Here is a 23,944-nt window from a genome sequence, read left to right as displayed (position 1 = left end):
CCCGCGCAGGGCGTGTCCAGGGCACGGTCGCGGCGCTATTCGATGTTCTGGACCTGCTCGCGCAATTGGTCGATCACCGCCTTCAGCTCCAATCCGATGGCGGTCAGGGCGCTGTCCTGCGCCTTGGCACACAGGGTATTGGCCTCGCGGTTGAACTCCTGGGTCAGGAAATCCAGCTTGCGCCCGATGCTGCCCTCCTGCCCCAGCAGGTCACGGGCCGCCCCGACATGGGCGCGCAGGCGGTCCAGTTCCTCGGTCACGTCTGCCTTGATGGCGATCAGCGCCAGTTCCTGCGCCATGCGCTGGGGGTCCAGACCGGCACTGCCCGCAACCCGCTCCAGGGCGGCCTGCACCGCCTCGGCCATGCGTGGCTGTCGTGCCTCGACCACCTCGGCGGCGCGCCCGACCAGCGCCTCGATCTGCGTCACCTGTTGCGCCAGCACAGCCGAAATCGCGGCACCTTCCCTGTCGCGCATCGCCACGAAATCGGCCAGCAGCGGCGTAAAATCCTCGATCAGCGCCGCCAGCAGGCCGTCGTGGTCCTCGGGTGCGCCGCTGGTTTCCAGAACGCCACGCACCGCCAGCAGATCCGCCGCCCGCGACGGCGCCAACGTCATGCCCCGGGCCATCGCCGCGTTCTCGACCGCCTCCAGCGCGCCCAGGGCCGCCTCCAGCTGGCCTGCGTCGACCCGCAGCGTCCCGCCCGATTCCTCGCGCGTCAGGCGCAGGTTCAGCGTCACGTTGCCCCGGACCAGCGCCCTGGCCAGACGTGCCCGCAGCGCGGCCTCCAGCCCCGGCACCCAATCTGGCAGCCGCAGCCGCAGATCCAGCCCCTTGCCGTTGACCGATCGCAGTTCCCACGACCAGGAATACCCCGCCTCACCGCCCTTGAGCGACGAAAATGCCGTCATTGATCGTGCCATGAACCTCGTCCCGATTTCTGCCGCCAGGGCCTGCCCGTCACGCCGAGGATCGGTGCTCGGTTAACCAAATGCAATGATTTCGCGGAAAGATGCAAAGAATTGTGCGATATTAATTTCTACGTAACCTCTGTGAAGATTGCTTTAACCATACAGGTTCAAACCTGAAGGGAACGGGCCCGACGTGGCCCCGTCACAGTGGCTGCACATGACCCATTCGGAGACGTCGATATGCGACAGGACAACAGTGACGGACACTCCGTCATAAACATGAGCAATTTCATGAGCGCCACGCGCTTCAACGCGATCACCGAGGTCGAGGGGTACTGGGAGGCGATCCGCGCCGGTCGCCTCGTGCCCCGGCGGTCGGATATCGACCCGCGCGGCATCGAACGCGCTCTTGAATTCGCCTTTATCCTGGAGCGTGTCGCACCCGGCATCGCGCGGATGCGCGTCGCCGGGTCGCATCTGTCCGACATCATGGGGATGGAGGTGCGGGGCATGCCGCTCAGCGCCTTTGTCACCCCGACGGGTCGCAACGACATGTCCGAAGTGCTGGAGCAGGTGTTCGACAGCCCGGCCCGCGCCACGCTCGACCTGATGTCGCCGTCGGCCATCGGCAAGCCCGCGATCGACGCCAAGCTGGTGCTGTTGCCGATGAAAAGCGACCTGGGGGACATCAGCCGCGCGCTGGGCTGTTTCGCAACCCATGGCGAGATTGGCCGCGCCCCGCGCCGCTTCGATATCGTCGGCCATACCGTGACGCCGCTTCTGGGTGATTTCATGCCCAGCACCCGCCCCGGTACGCCTGACAGCAGCACAAAGAGCGAGACCGGCGAACGCCGCCGCAACCAGCGCCCATTCCCCGCGATCCCCCAAAAGCGGCCCGAGGTCACCCCCGGCACCTCCCGCCTGCGGCCCGGTCCGCGCCCCTATCTCAGCGTGGTCGACACGTCGGGCGACGACTGACCGGCGCGCCCTCGGCACCCCGCCTGGCCTGATGGCCCCGCGCGCAACGCCAGCCCGCCTGCCAGCCGCGCGAAACCCGTCCATCCCCCGATCCGACCCCCGAAAACGGAAAAAGGCCGCCATCTCTGGCGGCCCTTCCGATTTGTCCAGGGGGGATGCTGGCTCCGCGGCTCAGCCGGCTTCGGCCAGCGCGGCTCAGCCGGCTTCGGCCAGGCGCTCCTCGCGCAGCGCGGTCAGCTCTTCCGCCACCAAAAACGCCAGCTCCAGCGACTGCGACGCGTTCAAACGCGGATCGCAGGCGGTGTGATAGCGATCCGACAGATCCTCGTCCGACACGGCCTGAACACCGCCGGTGCATTCGGTCACGTCCAGCCCCGTCATCTCGAAATGCACGCCGCCGGGGATCGTGCCCTCGACGCGATGCACCCGAAAGAACTCCTGCACCTCGCGCAGCACCAGATCGAAGGGGCGCGTCTTGTAGCCCGACGACGATTTGATCGTGTTGCCGTGCATCGGATCGCAGACCCAGACCACGTTGGCCCCCTCCGCGCGCACCGTTTCGATCAGGCGCGGCAGATGGTCCTGCACCTTGCCCGCCCCAAAGCGGTTGATCAGCGTCAGACGGCCCATCTCGTTCTTCGGGTTCAGCGTCTTCATCAGGACCTTCAGATCCTCCGCCGTCATCGACGGGCCGCATTTCAGCCCGATCGGGTTCAGCACGCCCTTGCAGAATTCGACATGCGCGCCGTCAGGCTGGCGGGTGCGGTCGCCGATCCAGATCATGTGCCCCGACCCGGCCAGCCAGTTGCCGGATGTCGAATCCATCCGGCACAGGGCCTCTTCGTATTCCAGAAGCAAGGCTTCGTGGCTGACATAGAAATCAACCGTGTGAAGCGAATGCGCATTGTCGGAATTGACACCTGCGGCGCGGATGAAATCCAGCGTGTCGGTGATCCGGTTCGACATGTCGCGGAACCGCTCGGCCTTGTCGGACGCGGTGAAACCCAGGGTCCAGCGATGGACCTGGTTCACATCGGCATAGCCCCCGGTCGAAAACGCGCGCAACAGGTTCAGCGTCGCGGCCGACTGCGTATAGGCCTGCAACATCTTGCCCGGATTCGGGATGCGGCTCTCGGGCGTGAAATCCAGATCGTTGATGATATCGCCACGGTAGCTGGGCAGCTCCACCCCCTCGACCGTTTCGGTCGGTGCGCTGCGCGGCTTGGCGAACTGGCCCGCCATGCGGCCGACCTTGACGACCGGCACCTTGGCGCCGAACGTCAGCACCATGGCCATCTGCAACATCACCTTGAACGTGTCGCGAATGCCATCTGCGCTGAATTGCTGGAAACTTTCGGCGCAATCGCCGCCCTGCAACAGGAACGCCTCGCCCCGCCCCGCGGCCCCCAGGGCTTCGCGCAGGCGGCGCGCCTCACCGGCGAACACCAGGGGCGGATACTTTGAAAGCTGTGCTTCGGTCGTCGCCAGCGCTTCATGATCCTGATAGTCAGGCATCTGCACCCGCGGCTTGTTGCGCCAGTCGGATTTTTGCCAGGTACCCATCTTTTCCTCCGGGTTCGATGTATTGAGCGCCAAGCGTATAGCCAAGTTAGCGTTAAAGGGCCACATTATATTTGCGACTATTGACGTCGCTTGCGGCCTCTGAATTGATGCCGCGCAATTCCGGTCCGGGCATTCCCCGGGCTGCACCCCTCTCACGCGCAGGACAAACCATGCCCGAGCCGATCTCCTCGGTCCCCGACATCACAATCCCCCTGGAAGGCCCGACGACGCGACCGCGCCGATTTGTCTTTGTCCTGTTGAACAACTTCTCCCTGCTCTCCTTTGCCTCTGCGCTGGAATGTCTGCGCATCGCCAACCGCATGTCCGGGCGCACCCTCTACACCTGGGAACTGCAAAGCGAGACGGGCGAGATGGTCAGCTGTTCCGGCGGCACCGCCTTTGCCATCGACGCAGCCCTTGGCGAGCTGACACGCGATGACACCATCCTGGTCTGTGCCGGCATCGCCGTGCAGGAGGAAACCACCAAAAAGCTTCTGAACTGGCTGCGCCGCGAATCCCGCAAGGGCCTGGCCGTCGGGGGCCTGTGCACCGCCGCGCATGTGCTGGCCCGTGCCGGTCTGCTGGATGGCAAACGCGCCACGATCCACTGGGAAAACCACGACAGCTTTGCCGAGGAATTCGAAGAGGTCCTGCTGACCAAGTCCGTCTTTGTCGCCGATGGCAACCGTCTGACCACCGCCGGGGGCACCTCCTCCATCGATCTGATGCTGAAACTGATCGCCGATCATCACGGAGAAGAGCTCGCCAATGCTGTCGCGGATCAGCTTATCTATTCCTCGATCCGCACCGATCAGGACACGCAGCGCCTGTCCGTGCCCACCCGCATCGGCGTGCGCCACCCAAAGCTCAGCCAGGTCATCCAGATGATGGAGGCCAATATCGAAGAACCGATCAGCCCCGCCATCCTGGCCCGCGACGTGCAGATGTCGACCCGTCAGCTGGAACGTCTGTTCCGCCGCTACCTCAACCGCTCGCCCAAGCGCTACTACATGGAGCTACGCCTGCAAAAGGCCCGCAACCTGCTGATGCAGACGGATATGAGCGTGATCAACGTCGCCCTGTCCTGCGGTTTTGCCAGCCCGTCGCATTTTTCCAAATGTTACCGCGCGCAATACCAGACCACCCCCTACCGCGAACGCGGCAGCCAGGCCGGGCGCCTGTCCATCTGACACCTCGCTATCCGCCCCTGCAAGGCGTGGCGCCCGTTTCGCGCCGCGCCTGCTGATCGCCGTCCTGCCGCCGGGCAGGCCCAGCCTGCACACGCGAATGTTGTTGTATGTGCAAAGACTTGCTTAACCTTTTCGTGCCATACAGGGGATGTTCAGTGCCGATGTCTCATGGGCCTGGACAACTTCCTCCCTGTCAGACTGGCCGCGCCCAATCGGCGCGGCTTTTTTCGTATATGTTGCCCAATCGGCGCGGCTTTTTTATGTACGCGGCCCAATCGACGCGGCTTTGTGCGCGCCAGCGGCCCCGTGCGGCTTTGTGCGTGGCAGCGGCCCCGTGCGGCTTTGCGGCTGCCAGCGGCCCCGTCTGCACTGCAAATATCCGCGCCGGTCGTCCGCCCTCGCACCTCCTCTTCGCGCGGTCACCGCGACCTCTGCGCAGGCCGGGGACGTGCGCCCTCTCACCCTGAACGCTCCCCATTGACACAGCCCTGGAATGCATTACACCAACGCGTACAACCCCAGAGTGCAAACGGGAAAAATACCCCACTAACATACGGGTAAAATGGAATATTTTCCGTATTGACGGGACCCATCAAAGACCGTAGCTTGCCTTGCAATTACAAGTCGGCCAGTCCGACGGGGAGAAAAGACAGCGGAAGAGGGGCCTGATCCAGGCCCCTTTTTCTATGCGCCTCTTTCACGCCCCCGTCCCGTCGGATCCGCGGCCCACCGATCCGGGCCTGATCCGCGTCTCCGCCCCCCTTGCTCAACGCCCTGCCCTTGGTCCTGCGCCCGCTCGGCCCCCCGCACAATGATCGCGGCAATGGCGCCGCCAAACCGGCGGGCCTCCGCCAACCGCGCCCAATCGCCGGAAATTGACCCGATAGGCACTGTAAAAGGCCTGACACCGCCCCGCCTGCATGTTAAGCGGGCCAAAACACTCCACAGAACGGGAACGTCATGCTCGCAGTCACGAAGTTCACTTCCGCCCTCGCCGTGATCGGCCTTCTGGCCGGCCCTGCCCTCGCGCAGGATGCCACCACCCCCACGCCGACCCCCGATGCCGCCACCGATGCGCCAACCACCGATGCCGATACCGCGCCCGCCGACAACGTGGGTGGCCTGTCGCTGGGCGAAGATCCCAACAGCACGCCCCAGGTCGGTCAGACCTACATCAAGGAAGAAATCGGTGACTGGGCGCTGCAATGCGTCAAATCCGAAGAGGGCGAGGAAGAGCCCTGCCAGCTCTACCAGCTGCTGCGCGATGAAACCGACAACCCCGTTGCCGAAATTGTGCTGTTCCGCATCTCGGGCGGCGGACAGGCCGTGGCCGGTGCCAGCGTGGTTGCCCCCCTGCAAACGCTGCTGCCCTCGGGTATCCTGCTCAGCGTCGATGACGGCCAGCCCAAGAAATACCCCTTCAGCGTCTGTTCGCGTGTCGGCTGCGTCGCCCGCATCGGCCTGACCCAGGCCGAAGTCAACGCGATGAAGAACGGCAAGCAGGCGAACATCGTCATCCGCCCCTTCAATGCCCCGGATATCGAGGTCAAGCTGCCCGCGTCGCTGATCGGCTTTACCGCCGGCTTCGAAAAGACCACCGAAATGCCGATCGGCGAACAGTAACCGGCCGGGGCACCCTGCCCCGCCGCACCACGTCGCACCACGCCGAGCCGATGCAAAACGCCGCCCGCGATCCCTCGCAGGCGGCGTTTTCATTTGCCCCTCATCTGCCCCTCATCGCATGCCCAACCCCCGAACCAGCCCAGCCCCCGAAAAGGCCCAGCCGCCGAATAGGCCCAGCCCCCCGAAAAAGCCGGACCGCGTCGGTCAGAACCGGCGCAGCGCCAGCACGGCGTTCAGGCCGCCAAAGGCAAAGGCATTCGACAAGGCGACCTCCACCTTGGCCTCGCGGGCCTCGTTCGGCACCACGTCCAGGGCGCACTCGGGGTCCGGCTCCTCATAGCCGATGGTCGGCGCGATGATCCCGTCGCGCACCGCCATGATGCAGGCCAGCAGCTCGACCGCGCCGGTGCCGCCGATCAGGTGTCCGTGCATCGACTTGGTCGACGACATCATCAGCGTATCGGCATGGGGGCCGAACGCATCTGCCACCGCGGCGCTTTCCGTCTTGTCGTTGGCCGCTGTCCCGGTGCCGTGGGCGTTGATGTATCCGACGTCCGACGGGTTCAGCCGGGCATCCTGGATGGCTCCCGAAATCGCCCGCGCCGCCCCTTGTTTCGATGGCATCACGATGTCCGACGCATCCGAGGTCATCGCGAACCCGACCACCTCGGCCAGGATCTCGGCGCCGCGCTTTTGCGCGTGCTCAAGCTCTTCAAAGACAAAGACACCCGCGCCCTCGCCCTGCACCATGCCGTTGCGGTTGGCGCTGAACGGGCGGCAGGCATCCTTGGACATGACGCGCAGCCCTTCCCAGGCCTTGACGCCGCCAAAGCACAACATGCTTTCCGATCCCCCGGTGATCATCACCGGTGACATGCCGGACCGGACCATCATGAACGCCTGGCTCATCGCGTGGTTGGAACTGGCGCAGGCCGACGACACGGTGAATGTCGGGCCCTTCAGGTTGAATTCCATGCTGACGTGGCTTGCCGCGGCATTGTTCATCAGCTTGGGCACGACAAAGGGATGCACCCGGTTCTTGCCGTCCTCGTAGACCGAACGATAGTTTTCATCCAGCGTCGTCATGCCACCGCCGGAATTGCCCAGCACCGCACCGGTCCGGGCGGCCAGTTCGCCGGTGAATTCCAGCCCCGACTGGCCAATCGCCTCGCGGGCCGCGATCAGCGCGAACATGGTGAAACGGTCGTACAGCGCCATCTGCTGGCGGTTGAACAACCCCTCGGAAATGAATCCCTTGACCTGTGCGCCGATGTTTACCGACAGGCGGTCCGCGTCGCGCACGTCCAGCTCGGCAATCCCGCAGCGCCCTTCGCGGAACGATTCCAGGGTCTCGGCCACGTTGTGACCGATGGCGTTGATCGTCCCGGCCCCGGTGATGACAACCCGTTTCACGCGTGCTGTTCCGCCACCAGTTTTTCGACGCCTGCGACGATCGAGCTGACATTCGAGATATCGAAATCGCTCTGCGACGGTTCATTCGCGTTGAACGGCACCTGAATGTCGAAGGCTTCCTCGATGGCGAAAATGCTCTCGACGAGACCCAGCGAGTCGATCCCGAGATCTTCCAGCGTGCTCTCCATCGACACGTCGGATGGCTCCAGAACCGCCTGCTCGGCGATGATCGCGATGACCTTTTCCCTGATGTCCGTATTGGCCCCCGTCATGGTCCCGTCCCCCTGTTGTCCGTTCAGCGCCGATTTAGTCATTCTGCTGGCTCTTGGAAACCGCTTTCTGCAACTCCGCAACCTGCTTGAACAGGCGCGGCAGACGCCGCAGAGCCTTGTAGGATTCCAGCTGGGATTCCATTTTCGTGGCCGGATACCCCATCAAAACACGCCCCGCCGGAACCGAACTCAGGATCGTCGTGCCGCCGGTTGCGATGACCCCGTTGCCGATGGTGATGTTGTCCGACACCCCCACCTGGCCGCCCATGACCACGTTGTCACCGATCGTGGTCGACCCTGCAATCCCGACGAAAGCGGCGAACAGGCAGTCGCGCCCGACGATGCAATTGTGCCCGACGTGCACGTGGTTATCGATCTTTGTGCCATCCATGATCTGCGTCGCCCGGATGGTGCCCGCGTCGATGGTGGTATAACAGCCGATCTCGACGTTGTCGCCGATCACCACCGCGCCCAGCGAATGGATGCGCACCCAGGATTGGGCGTTTTCCTCGACATCGTTGGTAAAGCTCTTGCGGGCCTTCTCGACGTTGTTGACCTCGGGGGTGACAAAGCTGAAGCCGTCGGCGCCGATCATCCCGCCGGGATGCAGCGTGAAATTGGCCCCGATCCGCACCCGCGGCCCGATCTTGGCGCCGACATGCAGCAAGGCACCCGCGCCCAGCTCGCTGTCCGGCCCGACATAGCATTGCGGGCCGATCACGGACCCCTTGCCGATGCGCGCGCCCGCCGCGATCACGCTGAACGCGCCGACCGAAACGCCCTCTTCCAGGACCGCCGTGTCGTCGACCGATGCCATGGGGTGAATGCCGGCCGAATATCCCGGCCCCGCGTCCATCGTCCGTGTCAGCGCGGCCATGGCCATGCGCGGGCGCGGCGAAATCATCGCGGCCTCCAGGCCCATGGCCTGCCAGTCCGCGCCCTCCCACAGGATCGCCATGCGGGCCTCGCTGCGGCTCAGCGCCTCGGCGTACTCCGGCTTCATGGCCAGCGCCAGGTCGTCGGGCCCGGCACTTGCGGGTTCAGCGACGGCGGTGAAGGTCAGGCTGGTGTTGCCCAGGGCCTCACAGCCCAGGGCGTCTGCGATGTCTTGAATGCTATGGGCCATCGGGCCTCGGTCCCCCGTATCAGATACGGGGGCAGGTTTAGCCGCGAACCGGGGCCAGAGTCACCCCCTCAGCCGCAAGCGCATCCCAGATGGCCCGGTCACGCCCATAGACATCGTCGCGAAAGCTGACGCCGCCCTTGGCCGTGGTGACAGCCGTGCGATAGATCAGGTGCACCTGGATCGGCGTTTCCAGGTTCACTTGCGTCTCGCGTCCGCTGGCCAGCTTGGCCTGGAAAAAGCTCTTCGGGTCGCTCATCTGCGGCGCCAGCAGCGCGTAGGCAAAATCGAACGGATCCTGAAGCCGGATGCAACCATGTGAAAACGCACGACTATCCCGCGCGAACAGGCTCTTTGACGGCGTGTCGTGCAGGTAGATGTTGTTCGCATTGGGGAACATGAACTTCACCAGCCCAAGCGCATTGCTGTTCGACGGCGGTTGCTTCATCTCGAACGGAAAGGTGCGCGCGTTGAACTGACGCCAGTCGATTGCCCCGCGCGGCACCACCGTCCCGTTGCGATCGATCACATTCAGTTGTGCGGCGGCATAGGGGTTTTGCTGCAACTGCGGCAGATATTCCTTGACCACGATCGACCGCGGCACGTGCCACGTCGGGTTGATGATCATGAATTCCATCACGTCGGAAAATTCCGGGCTGCGGCGGCCCGTGGAATTGGCGCCGATCACGGCGCGCGTCTCAAAGGTCACGCGGTCGAAATCCACGATCTTGGCGCTGAAATCGGCCAGGTTGACCAGCACGTGCCGATCGCCACGCGGCCGGTTCAGCCAGCGTTCCCGCTCCATCGCCACGATCACCGATTTCAGGCGGTCCTCGACGCTGGTGTTGATCATGCCCAGTGTTGCCGGCCCGACCACCCCGTCGACATTCATGCTCATGTCGCTCTGATAGGCGCGCACGGCGGCTTCGATATCGGCGTCATAGGTCGATGTGAACGACCCCTTCAGGTATCCCATCGCCGTCAGCCGGTCGCGCAGCGCAATCACCGCCCGCCCGCTTTGTCCCGGCTTCATCGTCTGGGTCGCCGGAACCGTGGCCCCATACCCCCCGGCCTGCATCAGCCGCTCCATCTGGAACTTGGCCTTCATCAGGCGCACGTATTCGCCGTTGTGCGGCGGCAGGGTGTGCACAAAGGCCACCGGATCCGCCGACAGGATCCCGTCGAGGTATTGCGACGCGTCGCGCAACGGCACCTCGCGGATGATCTCGGGCACCACCTTGGCCGGGGTCAGCATCCCGGTCTGCAAATCCCGCGCCAGCCGCAGATAGATCCGGGTCAGCGCGACATCCAGCACGCCGCGGTCATGCGCGGTGCGCGCCGCACCCATCTGCGCCAGCAGCGCATCGACATCATAACGCGACGCGGGCAGCCCGTGCAGCGGCGCGAAATCGATCGCCGTCAACAACGCCGAACGGCGCGCCGCGGCGGCCTCGCCTGCCTCTGTCCAGATCGGGGCGAAATCGCGCGCCCTGTAATAGGCCGCGATCTCGTCGCTGCCCGACGCGCTTTCCGCGATGGCCTGCGCCTGAAGCGTCACCTGCGCTGTCGCAGGCTGGACCGTGCCGGTGCTCAGCGCCGCGGCCAGCACCATCGCCCCCAGCCCGGTCGCAAGTCGCGGTCGCATTGCACAAAACGGGTGCACTCTCATGCGAAGTCCTTTCAAAGTCTTTTGCTCGATTGCCTGAAATACAGATCTGTCAGACACTTGCGCCTGTCCATTCACAAATCGGTAATAGGGTAAAGTTCCTGCCAAGCGATGTATGGAGGAAACGTTTTGCCCCTGAAATGGTTCATCGGAAAATCGATTTTGGCGAAAATCCGCCAAAATAAGCAGATTGCATGGAACCAAATCAATCGTTGGTTTGAGTTTAATGTTCACCATGGCATAACGGCCCTGCATCTGGGGATGAGATTGCAAGATCCGCGTAACATCGTGGGTCGGAATGATAACAGGTAAGCGACGGGACAGCGCTAAATGAGCAAGCAAAGCACCGCGATGATATCGCGACGCTCCCTCTTGGGGGCATTTGCGGCAACAGCAGTAATGGCCGCACCGACCTACTCCAAGGCAGCAGGTTTTCTGAGAAACGCAGGCGATATCCGCCGCATCAAGATGTACTCGGCACGCACCGGCGAACATCTGGATCTGGTCTACTGGATCGAAGGTCAGTACCTGACCGACTCCCTGACCGAGATTTCCAATTTCATGCGCGACTGGCGCAGCGACGAGGTCAAGCAGATCGACCTGCGCACGGTCGATATCATGGCCGCCGCGCACAACCTGATGGACATCGACGAACCCTATATGCTGCTCTCGGGCTATCGCACGCCCAAGACCAACGCCATGCTGCGCTCGCGCTCCGGCGGCGTTGCCAAGAACTCGCTGCACATGAAGGCACAGGCCGCCGATCTGCGTCTGGCCTCCCGCTCGGTCAACCAGATGGCCAAGGCGGCGTCCTCCTGTCACGCCGGCGGTGTCGGTCGTTACAGCGGGTCGAATTTCGTGCACATGGATTGCGGCGCCGTCCGCAGCTGGGGCGCCTGAGGGCGACCCTTCGCCAGACCTTGCTGCACACGACCCTGCTGCGCGCGTCTCTGCTTCCTGGCCACCGATGGCCAGCAAGACGCGGGGCCAGCAAGACCACAGGTCAAGACAGCCGAACCAAAGACATGCGAAAGACGATTGAAAGGCCGCCGCGGGCGGTCTTTTCTTTTGTCCGCACGACAGGCCCGGCGTTTTGACCACGCCCCCTGTCCCGCGGGCCTGTCTCCCTCGCGCCCCGGCTCTGCGCGCCGCATCAACCTGCCGGTTCCGGTCCCCAGTGCATCGCGCGCCAGTGGCCGCATCCGCGGCGCCAGCGGCGAACGGTGCGTTAACCCGGTTGGGCGCGTTGCTCATCCACCGTTCGGATACCGTACAGATACCGTTCAGATACCGACGTTGCGAATTGGCGTTTTCCCCAATTAACCAAGGGCCACCCGCCCCGAGTCGCAAAAAGGGGCGGTGCACGCCGCACCGCCCCTCAATCGGTCGCGTTACCAGTCGTTAACCCAGGACGGATTTCACCGCCTTCTGCATCGCGCCGACAACGGTATCGGCCTCTTCGCGCGTCAGGCACAGCGGCGGCGCAAAGCCGATGATATCGCCCTGCGGCATGGCCCGCCCGATGACACCTTCCGCCGCCAGGGCAGCGGCCACCTGATAGCCGATTTTCTGGCTCGGATCATAAAAGGTACGGCTGTCCTTGTCGGCTACGAACTCAACCGCGCACATCAGGCCCTCGCCCCGGACGTCGCCGACATTTGCATGGTTTCCAACGGCTTGGCGCATGGCATCGTTGAAATACTTGCCCGTGTCCCCGGCGTTTTTCAACAGCCCCAGCTCGTCGATCAGCTTCAGGTTGGCCACACCGGCGGCGGCCCCGATGGGGTGCGCGGAATAGGTCCAGCCATGGCCGATGGGGCCGTTTTCGTCGGTGCCCTGCTCCAGCACCTTCCACATCTTGTCGCCCACGATGCTGCCCGACAGCGGAGCATATGCGCTGGTCAGACCCTTGGCGATGGTGATCAGGTCCGGCTTCATCCCGTAGTGGTCCGACCCGAACATGCTTCCCAGGCGGCCAAACCCGGTGACAACCTCATCCGCGACCAGCAGAATATCGTGCTTGTTCAATACCTTCTGGATCGCTTCCCAATATCCGGCAGGCGGCGGAACGATGCCCCCGGTGCCCAGGACAGGCTCCCCGATAAAGGCGGCGATGGTGTCGGCCCCCTCACGTTCGATCATCGCCTCCAGCTCGGAAACGCAATGCGAAACAAAGGCTTCCTCGGACATGTTCATGTCGGCCCGGCGGAAATAATAGGGCGCCTCGGTGTGCAGGATCGGTGCGCGCGGCAGGTCGAACTTGTTGTGGAACGTCTCAAGCCCCGTCAGCGACCCGGTCATCACGCCCGACCCATGATAGCCACGCCACCGAGAGATGATCTTCTTCTTCTCGGGAAGGCCCCGGATGTTGTTGTAATACCAGATTAATTTGATGTTGGTTTCATTCGCATCCGACCCCGACAGACCGAAATACACCTTGCTCATCCCCGCTGGCGCGCGCTCCAGCACCATATGCGCCAGGGTCACGCTCGCCTCGGTGCCATGCCCGACATAGGCGTGGTAATAGGCCAGCTCGCGCGCCTGCTCGGCGATCGCGTCGGCAATCTCGGTCCGCCCATAGCCGACGTTGACGCAGTACAGCCCGGCAAAGGCATCCAGCATCTTCTTGCCGTCGCGATCCTCGATATGCACGCCCTTGGCGGTCTTGATGATCCGCGTCGGCGTCTCGCCCCGCGCGTGCTGCGCCAGGTGGGTCGAGGGGTGGAAAAACGCCTCTCGGTCCCATTTCGCAAGTTGGTCATTCGTCAGCATAATTTGCTCCTTTCTGGCGCTCGGGCGGATTGGCCCGGCGCTGTCTTTCGTTTTCTCTCAAGCGGTTATACGTGTTCCCGCGGTCCCGATCCGCGCCATAGCAAAGGCCGCGATGGCGGTATCCTGCACGCCCGTGCCCGTCAGATCGCAGATCGTGACCTGCTGCGCATCGCGACGCGCCGGTGCGGTTCCGATGATGATTTCGCCCAGTTCCGGCGGTTCGTCCGGCATCAACCCCTGCGCGCGGGCCGCCCGCAATTCGCCCATCAAGACGCATTGGCTGACCCGGTCGCAGACGTACAGATCGGCTGCCGCCAGCGCCGCCGCCGCAATCTCTGTCTTGCCCGCCTGATCCGACCCCATCGCGGTGATATGCAATCCCGGATGCAGCCATTCGCGCTGCAAGATCGGCTCTGTCGCCGGGGTTGTCGTCACAACCAACTGACTTTGCTGCACAACCTCTGCCGGATCATCGCAGGCCCGACACGCTGCACCGGTCGCCGCAGCAATGTCGCGCGCGCAGGCGGCCGCCTGTCCGGCGTCGCGGCCCCAGACAAGACAGCGCTGAAAAGGCCGCACCAGATGGGCCGCCCGGGCCTGTAGACGGGCTTGCACACCGGTGCCGAAGATCCCCGCCGTCGTCACCTCGGGCGCCAGATGGCGCGCGGCCACCGCCCCCGCAGCGGCGGTGCGCAGATCCGTCAGATAGCCATTGTCCAGGAACACCGCCCGCACCAGCCCCGTTTCGGCCGACAATAGGATCATCAGCCCGTTCAGGCTCGGCAACCCCTTGGCAGGATTATTGAAAAAACCCGGAGAGACCTTGAGCGCGAAGTCATCGAAACCCGGCACATAGGCGGTTTTCACATCGACTTCGGCGTTCATCTCCTCCAGCGCCATGGACAGGACAGGCGGCATCACCACGCCGCCCCGTGCCAGGCTGGCGAACCCCTGCTCGACGGCGTCGATCAAGGGCAGGTCCAGCGACAACGCGTGGCGCAGGTCCGCCTCGGTCAGGATCCGGACGTCATGCGCCATAGGGCACCCCTGCGATCCGCATGTCGCCCAGGCATATGTCCTGGCCCGTGACCACGCGGGTGAACTGCGCCATGTCGACGTTGCGCCCCGTGATCACCGTACCGACATGCCCTCGCGCCGCGACCTTGCCCGACAGCAGCGCCGCCACCCCGACGACCGAGGCCCCCTCGGCCACCATCCGGTCTTCGAAATACAGCGCCTGCATGGCGCGATAGATCTCCTCCTCGCTCAGCAGAACGACATCATCCAGCAGGGCGCGACAGATCGGAAAGGAAAAATGGTTCGACATACCGATGCCACCGCCCAGGGAATCTGCAAGGCTTTCAACCTCTTGCACCTCAACGGGTCGGCCCGCTCGCATTGCTGCCTGCATTGCGGCGCCCCGCTCCATCGTCAGGCCGATGATGCGGATCCCGGGCTTGATCGCCTTGGCCGCCGTGGCGATACCGGCGGCCAGCCCGCCGCCCGACAGCGGCACCAGCAGCGTGTCCAGCGACGGCTGTGCCGCCAGCATCTCCAGCGCGATGGTGCCCTGCCCGGCGATCACGGCAGCATCGTCAAAGGGCGACACCTCGACCAATCCTTGCGCCTTTGCCAGGCGAAGACATTCCTGCTGGGCGGCGTCCTGCGACTCTCCGTGGATCACCACCTCGGCTCCTAGTGCGCGGATCCCGTCGATCTTGACCTGCGGGACAAGCCTGCCCAGGCACACCACCGCCCGCAGCCCGATCATGCGGGCCGCATAGGCGACGGCACGTCCATGATTGCCGGTGGAACAACAGATCACACCCGGCACGTCGCCCAGCTGGCGCAGCGCATTCATCGCCCCGCGCAGCTTGAATGCCCCGGTCGGCTGACAGGTTTCCAGCTTGAGCCACAGCGCACACCCAAGCTTGTCCGACAGCGCGGAGGGCACCAGTGGCGTGCCGTCCGCGACACCGCGGATACGCTCTGCGGCCATGCGCACATCCGACAGCGCAATGGCCCCCGTCTGGGCGTCCGCGGGTCGGGCCAGGCTCATCGGGGCCACAGCGGGACACACCCTGAGATGCCCATTCGGCAGGCGAGAGCGCACCCGGCGCCGGTCACTGGATCGGTTTCCATGCGTCCTCCCATTCTTGGCAGTTGACGTTGTGCTGATGGAGTTTGCTTATGATGTGCACAACATCGTCCGAGTCGCAAACAAGCAAACCCCCGCCACCAACATCCTGCCCATGTTATTGCCGGTTTTCCAAGGACCACCCGGCAAGCTATGCTCAAGATGTGCACAAATCGAAAGAATACCGATGCTTGCCAGCAAGGCCCCCTTTTCCACCGCCGAATATGACCGGCGTATCCGCATCACCCGCGCCGCCATGGCAGAGGCCGGGATTGATGTGCTGTTCGTGACGAACCCGTCCAACCAGTACTGGCTGACGGGCTATGACGGGTGGAGCTTTTACGTCCACCAGGGCGTCATTCTGCCGCTGGAGGGTGACCCCTATTGGTGGGGCCGGATGCAGGACGCCAATGGTGCCAAGCGCACCGTCTGGATGGATCACAGCCAGATCCTGTACTACGCCGACCGTTACATCCAGGCCACCGACTGTCACCCGATGGAAGATCTGGCCAGCCACCTGCGTATCATGGGGTTTGGCGACAAGCGCATCGGCGTCGAGATGGAGACATATTTCTACACCGCGCGCGCCCACCAGGTGTTGCTGGACGGCCTGCCCGAAGCCACGATCATCGATGGTTCCAGCCTGGTCAACTGGCGCCGGCTGATCAAGAGCGACGAAGAACTCGCCTTCATGCGCCGCGCCGCACGCATTTCGGAACTGGTGATCGAACGCGCCGTCGAACTGGCCGAACCCGGGATGCACAAACACGACCTGGTGGGTGAGCTCTACAAGACCGCCGTGCAGGGCGAAGACGACAGCTGGGGCGATTATCCCGCCATCGTGCCACTGCTGCCATCGGGCGAAGATGCCTCTGCCCCGCACCTGACCTGGAACGGAGAAGCGCTGAAATCGGGCGAGGCGACATTCATCGAGCAATCGGGGTGTTACCGGCGCTATCACGCGCCGCTGTCGCGCACGATCTTCTTTGGCAAGCCGCCGCAGTTCATGACAGATGCGTCCGAAGCACTGACCGCCGGCCTGAACGCCGGGATCGAGGTGGCGCGGGCCGGCAATCGCGCCTGCGACATCGCCCGCGCGCTGGATGTCGAGATGATGAAGGTGGGCATCGAGCGTCCCAACCGTGCGGGCTATGCTGTCGGTCTGTCCTATCCACCCGACTGGGGCGAACACACCGTGTCGATCCGTGCCATGGATGAAACGGTGCTGGAACCGGGGATGACCTTCCATTTCATGCCCGGTCTCTGGATGGATGATTGGGGCCTGGAAACCACGGAAACCATCCTGATCCGCGAAGATGGCCCCGCCGAAACCCTGTGCAATATCGAACGCAAATTGTTCGTGAAGGATTGATGAGCGATCTGGAAACAACCATCGCGCTGTTGGAGGCACTCGTCGCGTTCCCGACGATTTCCTCTGACAGCAACATGGATGCGATCACCTTTCTGGCCGGGCATCTTGAGCGCTCGGGGGCGCGGGTCGAGGTGCTGCGCGATGCGTCGGGGCAAAAGGCCAACCTCTGGGCCACCCTCGGCCCCGAAATCGATGGCGGTCTGGTCCTGTCCGGGCACAGCGATGTCGTTCCCGTGGCCGAACAAGACTGGAGCAGCGACCCCTTCGTGATGACACGGCGCAACGGTCGTCTGTACGGGCGCGGGACCTGCGACATGAAAGGGTTCATCGCGGCCTGTGTCGCGATGGCGCCGCACTTGGCGAAATCGGCGCGCCACCGGCCTATCCATTTCGCCTTTACCCATGATGAAGAGGTCGGCTGCCTTGGCGGGCGCGCCCTGGTCGAGGCGTTATCGCAACGCGGGATCCGCCCCGCGATGGCGCTTATCGGCGAACCGACGCAGATGCAGGTGATTGAGGGGCACAAGGGCTGCTGCGAATATACCGTGCGCTTCAGTGGCGCCGAGGGGCACGGCTCCGCCCCCGACCGTGGTGTGAACGCCGTCGAGTACGCCAGCCGCTATATCGCCCGCCTCATGCAGCTGCGCCAGGACCTGATCGAACGCGCCCCGCAGGATTCGCCCTTCGACCCGCCGTACACGACGATCAACGTCGGCGCCCTGCACGGCGGCCACGCTCACAACGTGATCCCCGGTGCCGCGACACTCGAATGGGAAATGCGCCCGATCAACGACGCGGACATGGCCTTCGTCAAATCCCGCATCGACAGCTATTGTCGGGACACCCTGTTGCCACAGATGCGCGACGTGGCCGCCGATGCCGATATCCTGACCGAGATCATCGGCGAAGTCGCGGGCCTGGTTCCGATGCCGGTCAACGCGATGCGCGACACCATCCAGCGCCTGACCGGGGCAAACGGGGCGTCCTGTGTTCCCTTCGGAACCGAGGCGGGCTTGTTTCAGCAGCTAGGCATCCAGACGGTGATCTGCGGGCCGGGTTCGATCGAGCAGGCGCATAAACCCGATGAATACGTCGAGATAGACCAACTCTCGCAATGCCTGACGCTGCTGCACAAACTTGGGGCCGCGCATGGGGCGGCAAGTGACACCAATGACGCAGGATGACGCCCCGATGTCGGCCCGCGATCGGGCCGAACGGATCGAAGAGATCCTGCGCGACCGCATCTGCCTGCTTGATTATCCGCCCGGCCTGCGCCTGTCGGAAACCGAGCTGGCCGAAGAGTTCGGCATTTCCCGCACGCCCCTGCGCCGCGTCCTTGCGCGACTGGAAGGCGCACATCTGCTGCACTCGGTGCACGGCGTGGGCACATTCGTCACCGACCTCGCGGACGAAGAACTGGATCAGATCTATCGCCTCCGCATCGAACTTGCCCAGCTAGCGGGGCGTCTGGACCCCGTCGCGCCATCGGCCGATTTGCTGGCGCATTTTCGCCAGCTCGCCCAGCGGGCCGCTGCACTTGTCCCCGATCCTGACACGCCGCGCCCCTTTGCCCAGTTGATCATGGATTTTATCCAGGCGCAGTCGCGCCTCTCGGCCAATCAGCCGTTGATGGAAATTACCCAGCATCTGTATTTCCAGACGGCCCGTATCTGGGTCCATTCCCTCTTCACCTCGGCGTTGGACCTGTCCGAGGAACTGGCGGTCTTTGCTCAGGAGGTCGCGGATGTCGTTTCAGCGCTCGAGGCCGGAGACCTCGATGCAGCGGCGTCGATCCATCGCACGCACATCTCTCTCAGCTATCGCAGGATGCTCGCCCGCCGTGACAGCGCGCAGGCGTGATTGACTTTCCTTCACCGACACTCCGCTCCGGTCAGTAAGGGGCATTTTCAATCCTGAACAGATACGGGCGTAAGATAGGATAGGCACGATGATCACAGCCCCACCGCCCGCCCGATCAGGGCTGTGCCGCCAGGGCCTGTGCGAAAGACCCATTCTGCGCACGCGCGGATCTTGCAACGCCCACGTTCTCGATTTCTTGTTGCCCATGAAGACCTTGGACTGGATAGCCTCAGAACAACTCGACACCGTTGCGTTCGGGCGGTGCCTGGCGAACGGGTTCGATAACCTCCGGGGCACTCGCAACAGTGCGCTGCATAGCGCGCCCCTCCGCTGGAAAGAACCGGATCTGGCGCGCAGACACCCCACCCAGGCTCTTGCCAAGGCATGGAATCCCTTCCCGCTCCAGATATTCCAGAATGAAACTGGCGTTGGTATTCCCGACATCTGACAAACCGGAAATCATCCGCGCACCGCCAAAGACCTTTGCGTTCAAGCGTGTCCGATCCGCGCCCAGACGCACCAGGCCGTTGATCAGCAATTCCATCGCGTTGACACCGGCATAATCACTGACCCCGCCCGCTGTTTGCGCGCGTGCCAGCAGGATATGGTTCATGCCGCCGACCTTTTGAACCGGGTCCCAGATGCAGGTCGCAATGCAAGACCCAAGGATCGTCGTGATCACGCCATCCGCACGGTCCGAAACGGCATACTCACCTTGCGTGATATTGATATTCGGGCCTCTATCTGCCGCTCTTTTCACATCGTGCTCCCGTCATGCCCTGCGTGTTTCACAGCTTGCGCAGATTGCTTTTGCGATCTCCTGAAGCGGCAATTGCTGATCCAGGATTCCCATATCCGCCGCGGCGCGCGGCATTCCGTACACCACGCAACTGGCCTCATCCTGGCCGATGCAATAGGCCCCCCGGCGTTTCAGTTCGCGCATCCCCTCCGCGCCATCCTTGCCGATACCTGTCAGCAGCACGGCCGTGATGGCCTCCGAGATGTCCACCGCAGAATAGAACAACTCATCAACAGACGGGATGTGCCCGTTGCGTTTGGGCGCATCGATCGCGGTAACTTCGAAATGGCGTCCGTTGCGGCGAACGCCCGTATGCGCCAAGCCTCCGGGAGAAAGATAAATATTGCCTTGCTTCAGCTGTTCTCCGTCGCGTCCCAGCTGAACATTCTGCGGCAATAGGTCGTTCAGCCGCCCGGCAAAGCTCTTCAGGAAGGTTTCCGGCATATGCTGGGAAATCACGATCGGGGGACAGTCCCTCGGCATCCGCGTCAGAACGGCCTCGACTGCCGCAACTCCGCCGGTGGACGCCCCCATCAGAACGACCTTTCCGTTCCAGCGTGCCATATCGACGATTTCCGGCGTGCCCCTGACGACCGGACCAACCGCCCCGGACCCTTTGGCGCGATGCCCCCTTTGCGCGGTCTTTACGCTTGAGGTCAACTTTTGCAGAATTTCCTTGGTGAACCCTTCCAGTGGTTTGGGCAGAACATCCACAGCACCCAGTGAGAGGGCCCTGACCGCGAGCTCGCTGCCGTGTTGGGTCAGAGACGAAAACATGATGACCGGCATAGGCCTGAGACGCATCAGGCGTTCCAGAAAATCGATCCCGCTCATGCGTGGCATTTCGATGTCCAACGTCAGGACATCCGGATTCAGCTGCTTGATCAGATCACGGGCCTGATACGCATCTCCCGCCACGCCGACCACCTCGATTTCGCGATCCTCCGTCAGCGCGTGCCGGATAAGATTTTGGACCGAGGGCTGGTCGTCCACGATCAGCACTTTGATGGGAGACGGACTCATCTGGTATCAGCTCCGTTCTGTTCGCGGGTCGGCATCAGAAATCTTCCCAGTCGTTTGGATCACTCCTGGGTGCCTGCGCCACGGCCAGATTTCCCTGGGCGACGGGACCGCGCGCCGTACGCGCCTTTTTCTGCGACATGGTCCGGGCAATGGCGGTTTCGCCAATCTGGAAATGCCCGATGGTCTCGGTCAGACTATTGGCACGTTGCGCCAGTGCGTGACTGGCCGATGTCGTTTCCTCGAACATCGCGGCATTCTGTTGTGTGACATGATCGATCTGGTTCACCGCCGAATTGACCTGCGCCAATCCGATCGATTGCTCTTTTCCGGCATCGGCAATCTCGGCGATATAGTCCGAAATGTCGGAAATCGAGTGGACGATCTTTTTCAATGTCTCGCCCGTCACACCGACCAGCTCGACACCGCGCGAAACATGCTGTCCCGAAACCGAAATCAATTGATTGATCTCTGCCGCGGCATTGGCGCAGCGCTGTGCCAGCGCCCGCACCTCGGTCGCCACCACCGCAAATCCGCGCCCGGCCTCGCCTGCGCGGGCGGCTTCGACCCCGGCGTTCAGCGCCAGCAGGTTGGTCTGGAAGGAAATGTCGTCAATCACGCTGATCACCTTGACGATTTCCTGCGATGACGCCGCAATCTGGGCCATTGCGTTTTCGGCTTCATCCACCACGCTGCCACTCTGCTCGGCGCGGGTCCTGGCCTCGCTCACGACCTGGTTGGCCTTGGCCGCCCCATTGGCCGTTTGCGTGATATTGGTCGTCAACTCGTCCAGACTCGAGGCGGTCTCCTGCAAGGTCATTGCCTGCCGCTCCGTACGCACCGACATCTCATCAGCGGCCTTGACGATTTCCGAGGTCTCGGCATGCATCGCGCCGGTTTCGCCCGCGATGTTGCGCATCGCTCGGGTCAGATTTTCAAGCGCATCGTTGAAATCCATCCTCAGCTGTTCATATTCCGGGGCAAAAGCCACATCCAGCCGGGTTGTCAGATCGCCGTTGGAGATATCGCGCATACCTACGCTCAACGATTCCACGACAGCCTGCTGCGCCGCCTGCATGGCGCGCTGGCGCTCCTCTGCCATGTTGAGCTGCACCTGCGCCGCGGTTACATCCGACCCGATCAGGGACACGCCAATCGTGTCGTTTCGCCGGTCGATCACGGGATAGAATCCGCCCTCGACGATCGCCTCCCCCTGCTGATCGCGCTTGATATTAAAGCGGCCCTGAACCGCGGTACCGGCATGAACCGTGGTCAGGATCGAGCCGACATTCTCTTCCTGGCTGTCCAAGGTAATCATGTCGGTAAAATTGCGACCGATAATCCGATCTGCAGACTGGCCGATCATCGTGGCAAAGTTTGCATTGACCCGGACAAAGCGCCCGTCGACATCACATTCCGCCATGATCTGACCGCTTTCGATCGCGGCCAGCACCGACGTCTTGCGGCGTTCCTCGGTCACATCCGCCCATTCCACGACCAAACCGGCAAAGTCGCCCTCCGGTCCCCATACCGGGCTCAGTTCAATCTGGATCCGGGCGGTTCCGACACGAATATCGGTGCGGAACGGCATCTTCGACGGATCTTCGATCAACCGCCTGATCTGATCGGGCTTGGCATGGAATATGTCGATGTTGACGCCGATCAGGCTATCGGGGTCAAAGGTCTTCAGAACGGTCCTGAATTGCTCCAGTTGATTGCGCATCATCACCTTAACCGCGTCGTTCAGATAGGTGATGTTGAAATCGTCATCCGTGATCATCAGCGCGGCCGAGGTCGAACCGAGTGCAGCGCTCTTGAAGGACATTTCCTTGGTCAGGGTACTGGTTCCGGCCAGGCGGGCGCGCAGTGCCTCGAGGGCGCGCCCAATATCGCCGATCTCGTCACGTCGCTTTCCGTGGGGCACGGCGTTGTCGTAATTTTCCCGGCTTACGTCTTCGATGCTGCGTTTGATATCGCGCAGCGGACCAGAAACACCAAGCGCGATAAACAGCCCGAGCAGCGCCGAAACAAACAAGGTTATGCCGCCAAAGATTATGGTATTGCTCATGAAATTTGCAACCGGCTCCAGTATTTCATCCAGGTTCTTGGACGCGATAATGATCCAGTCCTTGTCAAACACCTTGGCAGGGGCATAAGCGGAAATCTGGTTGTTCAGATCGCTCAGCTCCATGGCAGCAGCGTCGCCCATGATCCCCTTGGCGCCACGCAGCGCGCCCAGCAAAAGCGCCCCCTCCGGAAGCGGCGCATTGTGCCACCCCTTCGCTTCGGTCCGCGCGATGCCGTCGTTTCCGATGGCAAAGGTCTGCCCCGTCTGACCCAATCCGGCACTGTGACCGATGTTTTCCGACAGCGTCGCGGTCGTCATGCGATATGCGATCGCTCCGATTGTCGCGCCATCTTCCTGGCGGACCGGCGCAATCAGGAACGAGGAGGATTCCTGCGCATCCCCATAATCGAAGAAGTCGATGAATTCCGAACCTTCGGCCTCCGGGTCGGCAAGGATACGCGTCACCGCGTCAAAAAACGCGCCGCCTGTCCCATCGGTTGCGGATTTCGCAAAATCGCTCTGCTTGGCTACGGAATAGACCATTTCGCCTTCGGCATTGAAGACGTAGATATCCCGGTAGGCGCCCCGTTTCATCAGCGACCTGAAATGGTCGTGAAACCTGAGGTGGGCGCGCGAATAGACCGATCCGTCACCGGCATCGGAGGTGTTCAGCCGCAAAAAGGACGGAAAGCCGTTTTCTGTCACGTACAATCTATAAAGCGTATCCGCCGCCTCCGGGCCCAGCACGGTCCAGGCTGCGGAAAACGTCCGAAGCGCGTTTTGCAGCAAAGGGCTACGGGCCTGCATCATCAGGTCGGTATTGACCGCCTCCGACCATCGTTTCAGCGCGTCCCCACGCGATGCCGCGACGTCCATCAGCTCCGCCTCGCCGGATTTGACCAGCGTCACCTTGGCCGAACGATAGGAGAAAACTCCAAGAACACCCAATGACAGTGCGACGATAAGAAAAAACGCCGCAGGCAACCGGAATGCGATCCGAATCCTGGAAAGGCCCATGAGTATCCCCTGCATATCAGCCACGGCGACCGGTCCAACGGCGCGCCAAAATCTCCTGGCAGGTATGAAAGAACAGGCGTGAAGATAGCTTTAATCCGCGCAGCAATGCACCACACTGCGCCGCGGCAATTTCATGAAAATTGCAGACACCCACCCCGTA

General features: G+C 62.9%; 19 protein-coding genes. 7 read left to right on the top strand and 12 right to left on the bottom strand.

The window, feature by feature from the left end; all coding sequences use genetic code 11:
• Positions 1 to 35: 35 nt before the first annotated feature.
• On the bottom strand, positions 36 to 923 hold the full coding sequence (locus DL237_RS00415) for a YicC/YloC family endoribonuclease (protein WP_119397043.1): 888 nt from the start codon (positions 921 to 923) through the stop codon (positions 36 to 38).
• Between the two features lie 279 nt (positions 924 to 1,202).
• On the opposite strand from DL237_RS00415, the gene DL237_RS00410 reads away from it, so the two are divergent.
• Positions 1,203 to 1,889: a PAS domain-containing protein gene (locus DL237_RS00410; RefSeq protein ID WP_233544807.1), complete on the top strand. Its 687-nt coding sequence runs from the start codon at positions 1,203 to 1,205 to the stop codon at positions 1,887 to 1,889.
• A gap of 195 nt (positions 1,890 to 2,084) precedes the next feature.
• On the opposite strand, the gene DL237_RS00405 is transcribed toward DL237_RS00410, so the two are convergent.
• Positions 2,085 to 3,452, bottom strand: a complete 1,368-nt coding sequence (locus DL237_RS00405; RefSeq protein WP_119397041.1) for a class II 3-deoxy-7-phosphoheptulonate synthase — start codon at positions 3,450 to 3,452, stop codon at positions 2,085 to 2,087.
• Positions 3,453 to 3,622: 170 nt separating this feature from the next.
• On the opposite strand from DL237_RS00405, the gene DL237_RS00400 reads away from it, so the two are divergent.
• Together DL237_RS00400 and DL237_RS00395 are read left to right on the top strand one after the other, a co-directional pair.
• Positions 3,623 to 4,642 (top strand): GlxA family transcriptional regulator, encoded by a 1,020-nt coding sequence (locus DL237_RS00400; RefSeq protein ID WP_119397040.1) that lies wholly within the window; start codon positions 3,623 to 3,625, stop codon positions 4,640 to 4,642.
• A gap of 960 nt (positions 4,643 to 5,602) precedes the next feature.
• The gene (locus DL237_RS00395) at positions 5,603 to 6,265 is read left to right on the top strand and encodes an invasion associated locus B family protein (RefSeq protein ID WP_119397039.1); all 663 of its coding nucleotides are present in this window, start codon (positions 5,603 to 5,605) and stop codon (positions 6,263 to 6,265) included.
• A gap of 204 nt (positions 6,266 to 6,469) precedes the next feature.
• Here the strand turns inward: DL237_RS00395 and DL237_RS00390 are convergent, their stop codons facing one another.
• From DL237_RS00390 to DL237_RS00375, 4 genes are read right to left on the bottom strand one after another with little or no spacing between them, the layout of a single operon-like run.
• Positions 6,470 to 7,678, bottom strand: coding sequence for a beta-ketoacyl-[acyl-carrier-protein] synthase family protein (locus tag DL237_RS00390; protein ID WP_119397038.1), 1,209 nt, complete (start codon positions 7,676 to 7,678; stop codon positions 6,470 to 6,472).
• Complete coding sequence (locus DL237_RS00385; protein WP_119397322.1) at positions 7,675 to 7,950, bottom strand: acyl carrier protein; 276 nt, start codon at positions 7,948 to 7,950, stop codon at positions 7,675 to 7,677. Before DL237_RS00385 ends, DL237_RS00390 begins: the two co-directional genes overlap by 4 nt.
• Positions 7,951 to 7,984: 34 nt before the next feature.
• Positions 7,985 to 9,076, bottom strand: a complete 1,092-nt coding sequence (locus DL237_RS00380) for a UDP-3-O-(3-hydroxymyristoyl)glucosamine N-acyltransferase (protein ID WP_119397037.1) — start codon at positions 9,074 to 9,076, stop codon at positions 7,985 to 7,987.
• Between the two features lie 37 nt (positions 9,077 to 9,113).
• On the bottom strand, positions 9,114 to 10,742 hold the full coding sequence (locus tag DL237_RS00375) for a L,D-transpeptidase family protein (RefSeq protein WP_233544806.1): 1,629 nt from the start codon (positions 10,740 to 10,742) through the stop codon (positions 9,114 to 9,116).
• A gap of 327 nt (positions 10,743 to 11,069) precedes the next feature.
• Between DL237_RS00375 and DL237_RS00370 the strand changes: the two genes are divergently transcribed.
• Positions 11,070 to 11,639 carry a YcbK family protein gene (locus tag DL237_RS00370; RefSeq protein ID WP_119397036.1) on the top strand — a complete coding sequence of 190 codons (570 nt, stop codon included), beginning with the start codon at positions 11,070 to 11,072 and terminating at the stop codon, positions 11,637 to 11,639.
• Between the two features lie 501 nt (positions 11,640 to 12,140).
• Here DL237_RS00370 and DL237_RS00365 read toward each other — a convergent pair.
• Genes DL237_RS00365 through eutB form a run of 3 tightly spaced genes read right to left on the bottom strand, consistent with a single transcriptional unit; the run spans position 12,141 to position 15,570 of the window.
• Positions 12,141 to 13,511 carry an aspartate aminotransferase family protein gene (locus tag DL237_RS00365; protein ID WP_119397035.1) on the bottom strand — a complete coding sequence of 457 codons (1,371 nt, stop codon included), beginning with the start codon at positions 13,509 to 13,511 and terminating at the stop codon, positions 12,141 to 12,143.
• Between the two features lie 57 nt (positions 13,512 to 13,568).
• Entirely contained in the window at positions 13,569 to 14,549 is a 981-nt protein-coding gene (locus DL237_RS00360) for a cyclodeaminase (protein ID WP_119397034.1), read from the bottom strand.
• Positions 14,539 to 15,570: a hydroxyectoine utilization dehydratase EutB gene (gene eutB, locus DL237_RS00355; protein ID WP_119397033.1), complete on the bottom strand. Its 1,032-nt coding sequence runs from the start codon at positions 15,568 to 15,570 to the stop codon at positions 14,539 to 14,541. The genes DL237_RS00360 and eutB overlap by 11 nt, the downstream gene beginning before the upstream one ends.
• Before the next feature lie 265 nt (positions 15,571 to 15,835).
• Here eutB and DL237_RS00350 point away from each other — a divergent pair, with 265 nt between their 5' ends.
• Genes DL237_RS00350 through DL237_RS00340 form a run of 3 tightly spaced genes read left to right on the top strand, consistent with a single transcriptional unit; the run spans position 15,836 to position 18,880 of the window.
• On the top strand, positions 15,836 to 17,020 hold the full coding sequence (locus DL237_RS00350) for a M24 family metallopeptidase (RefSeq protein WP_119397032.1): 1,185 nt from the start codon (positions 15,836 to 15,838) through the stop codon (positions 17,018 to 17,020).
• Positions 17,020 to 18,204: an acetylornithine deacetylase gene (argE, locus tag DL237_RS00345; protein ID WP_119397031.1), complete on the top strand. Its 1,185-nt coding sequence runs from the start codon at positions 17,020 to 17,022 to the stop codon at positions 18,202 to 18,204. The genes DL237_RS00350 and argE overlap by 1 nt, the downstream gene beginning before the upstream one ends.
• Positions 18,191 to 18,880 carry a GntR family transcriptional regulator gene (locus tag DL237_RS00340; protein WP_119397030.1) on the top strand — a complete coding sequence of 230 codons (690 nt, stop codon included), beginning with the start codon at positions 18,191 to 18,193 and terminating at the stop codon, positions 18,878 to 18,880. The genes argE and DL237_RS00340 overlap by 14 nt, the downstream gene beginning before the upstream one ends.
• Before the next feature lie 229 nt (positions 18,881 to 19,109).
• On the opposite strand, the gene DL237_RS00335 is transcribed toward DL237_RS00340, so the two are convergent.
• The 3 genes from DL237_RS00335 to DL237_RS00325 are packed head-to-tail and all read right to left on the bottom strand — an operon-like array spanning position 19,110 to position 23,784.
• Positions 19,110 to 19,640 carry a chemotaxis protein CheD gene (locus DL237_RS00335; RefSeq protein ID WP_119397029.1) on the bottom strand — a complete coding sequence of 177 codons (531 nt, stop codon included), beginning with the start codon at positions 19,638 to 19,640 and terminating at the stop codon, positions 19,110 to 19,112.
• 12 nt (positions 19,641 to 19,652) lie between these two features.
• Positions 19,653 to 20,702 carry a protein-glutamate methylesterase/protein-glutamine glutaminase gene (locus DL237_RS00330; RefSeq protein ID WP_119397028.1) on the bottom strand — a complete coding sequence of 350 codons (1,050 nt, stop codon included), beginning with the start codon at positions 20,700 to 20,702 and terminating at the stop codon, positions 19,653 to 19,655.
• A gap of 34 nt (positions 20,703 to 20,736) precedes the next feature.
• On the bottom strand, positions 20,737 to 23,784 hold the full coding sequence (locus DL237_RS00325; RefSeq protein ID WP_158585567.1) for a methyl-accepting chemotaxis protein: 3,048 nt from the start codon (positions 23,782 to 23,784) through the stop codon (positions 20,737 to 20,739).
• Positions 23,785 to 23,944 lie beyond the last annotated feature (160 nt).

Source organism: Pseudooceanicola sediminis, from assembly GCF_003575965.1.
In the GTDB taxonomy this organism is placed as follows: domain Bacteria; phylum Pseudomonadota; class Alphaproteobacteria; order Rhodobacterales; family Rhodobacteraceae; genus Pseudooceanicola; species Pseudooceanicola sediminis.
The sequence above is the reverse complement of the archived record's forward strand: the minus strand, read 5'-3'. Positions and strand labels throughout refer to the sequence as shown.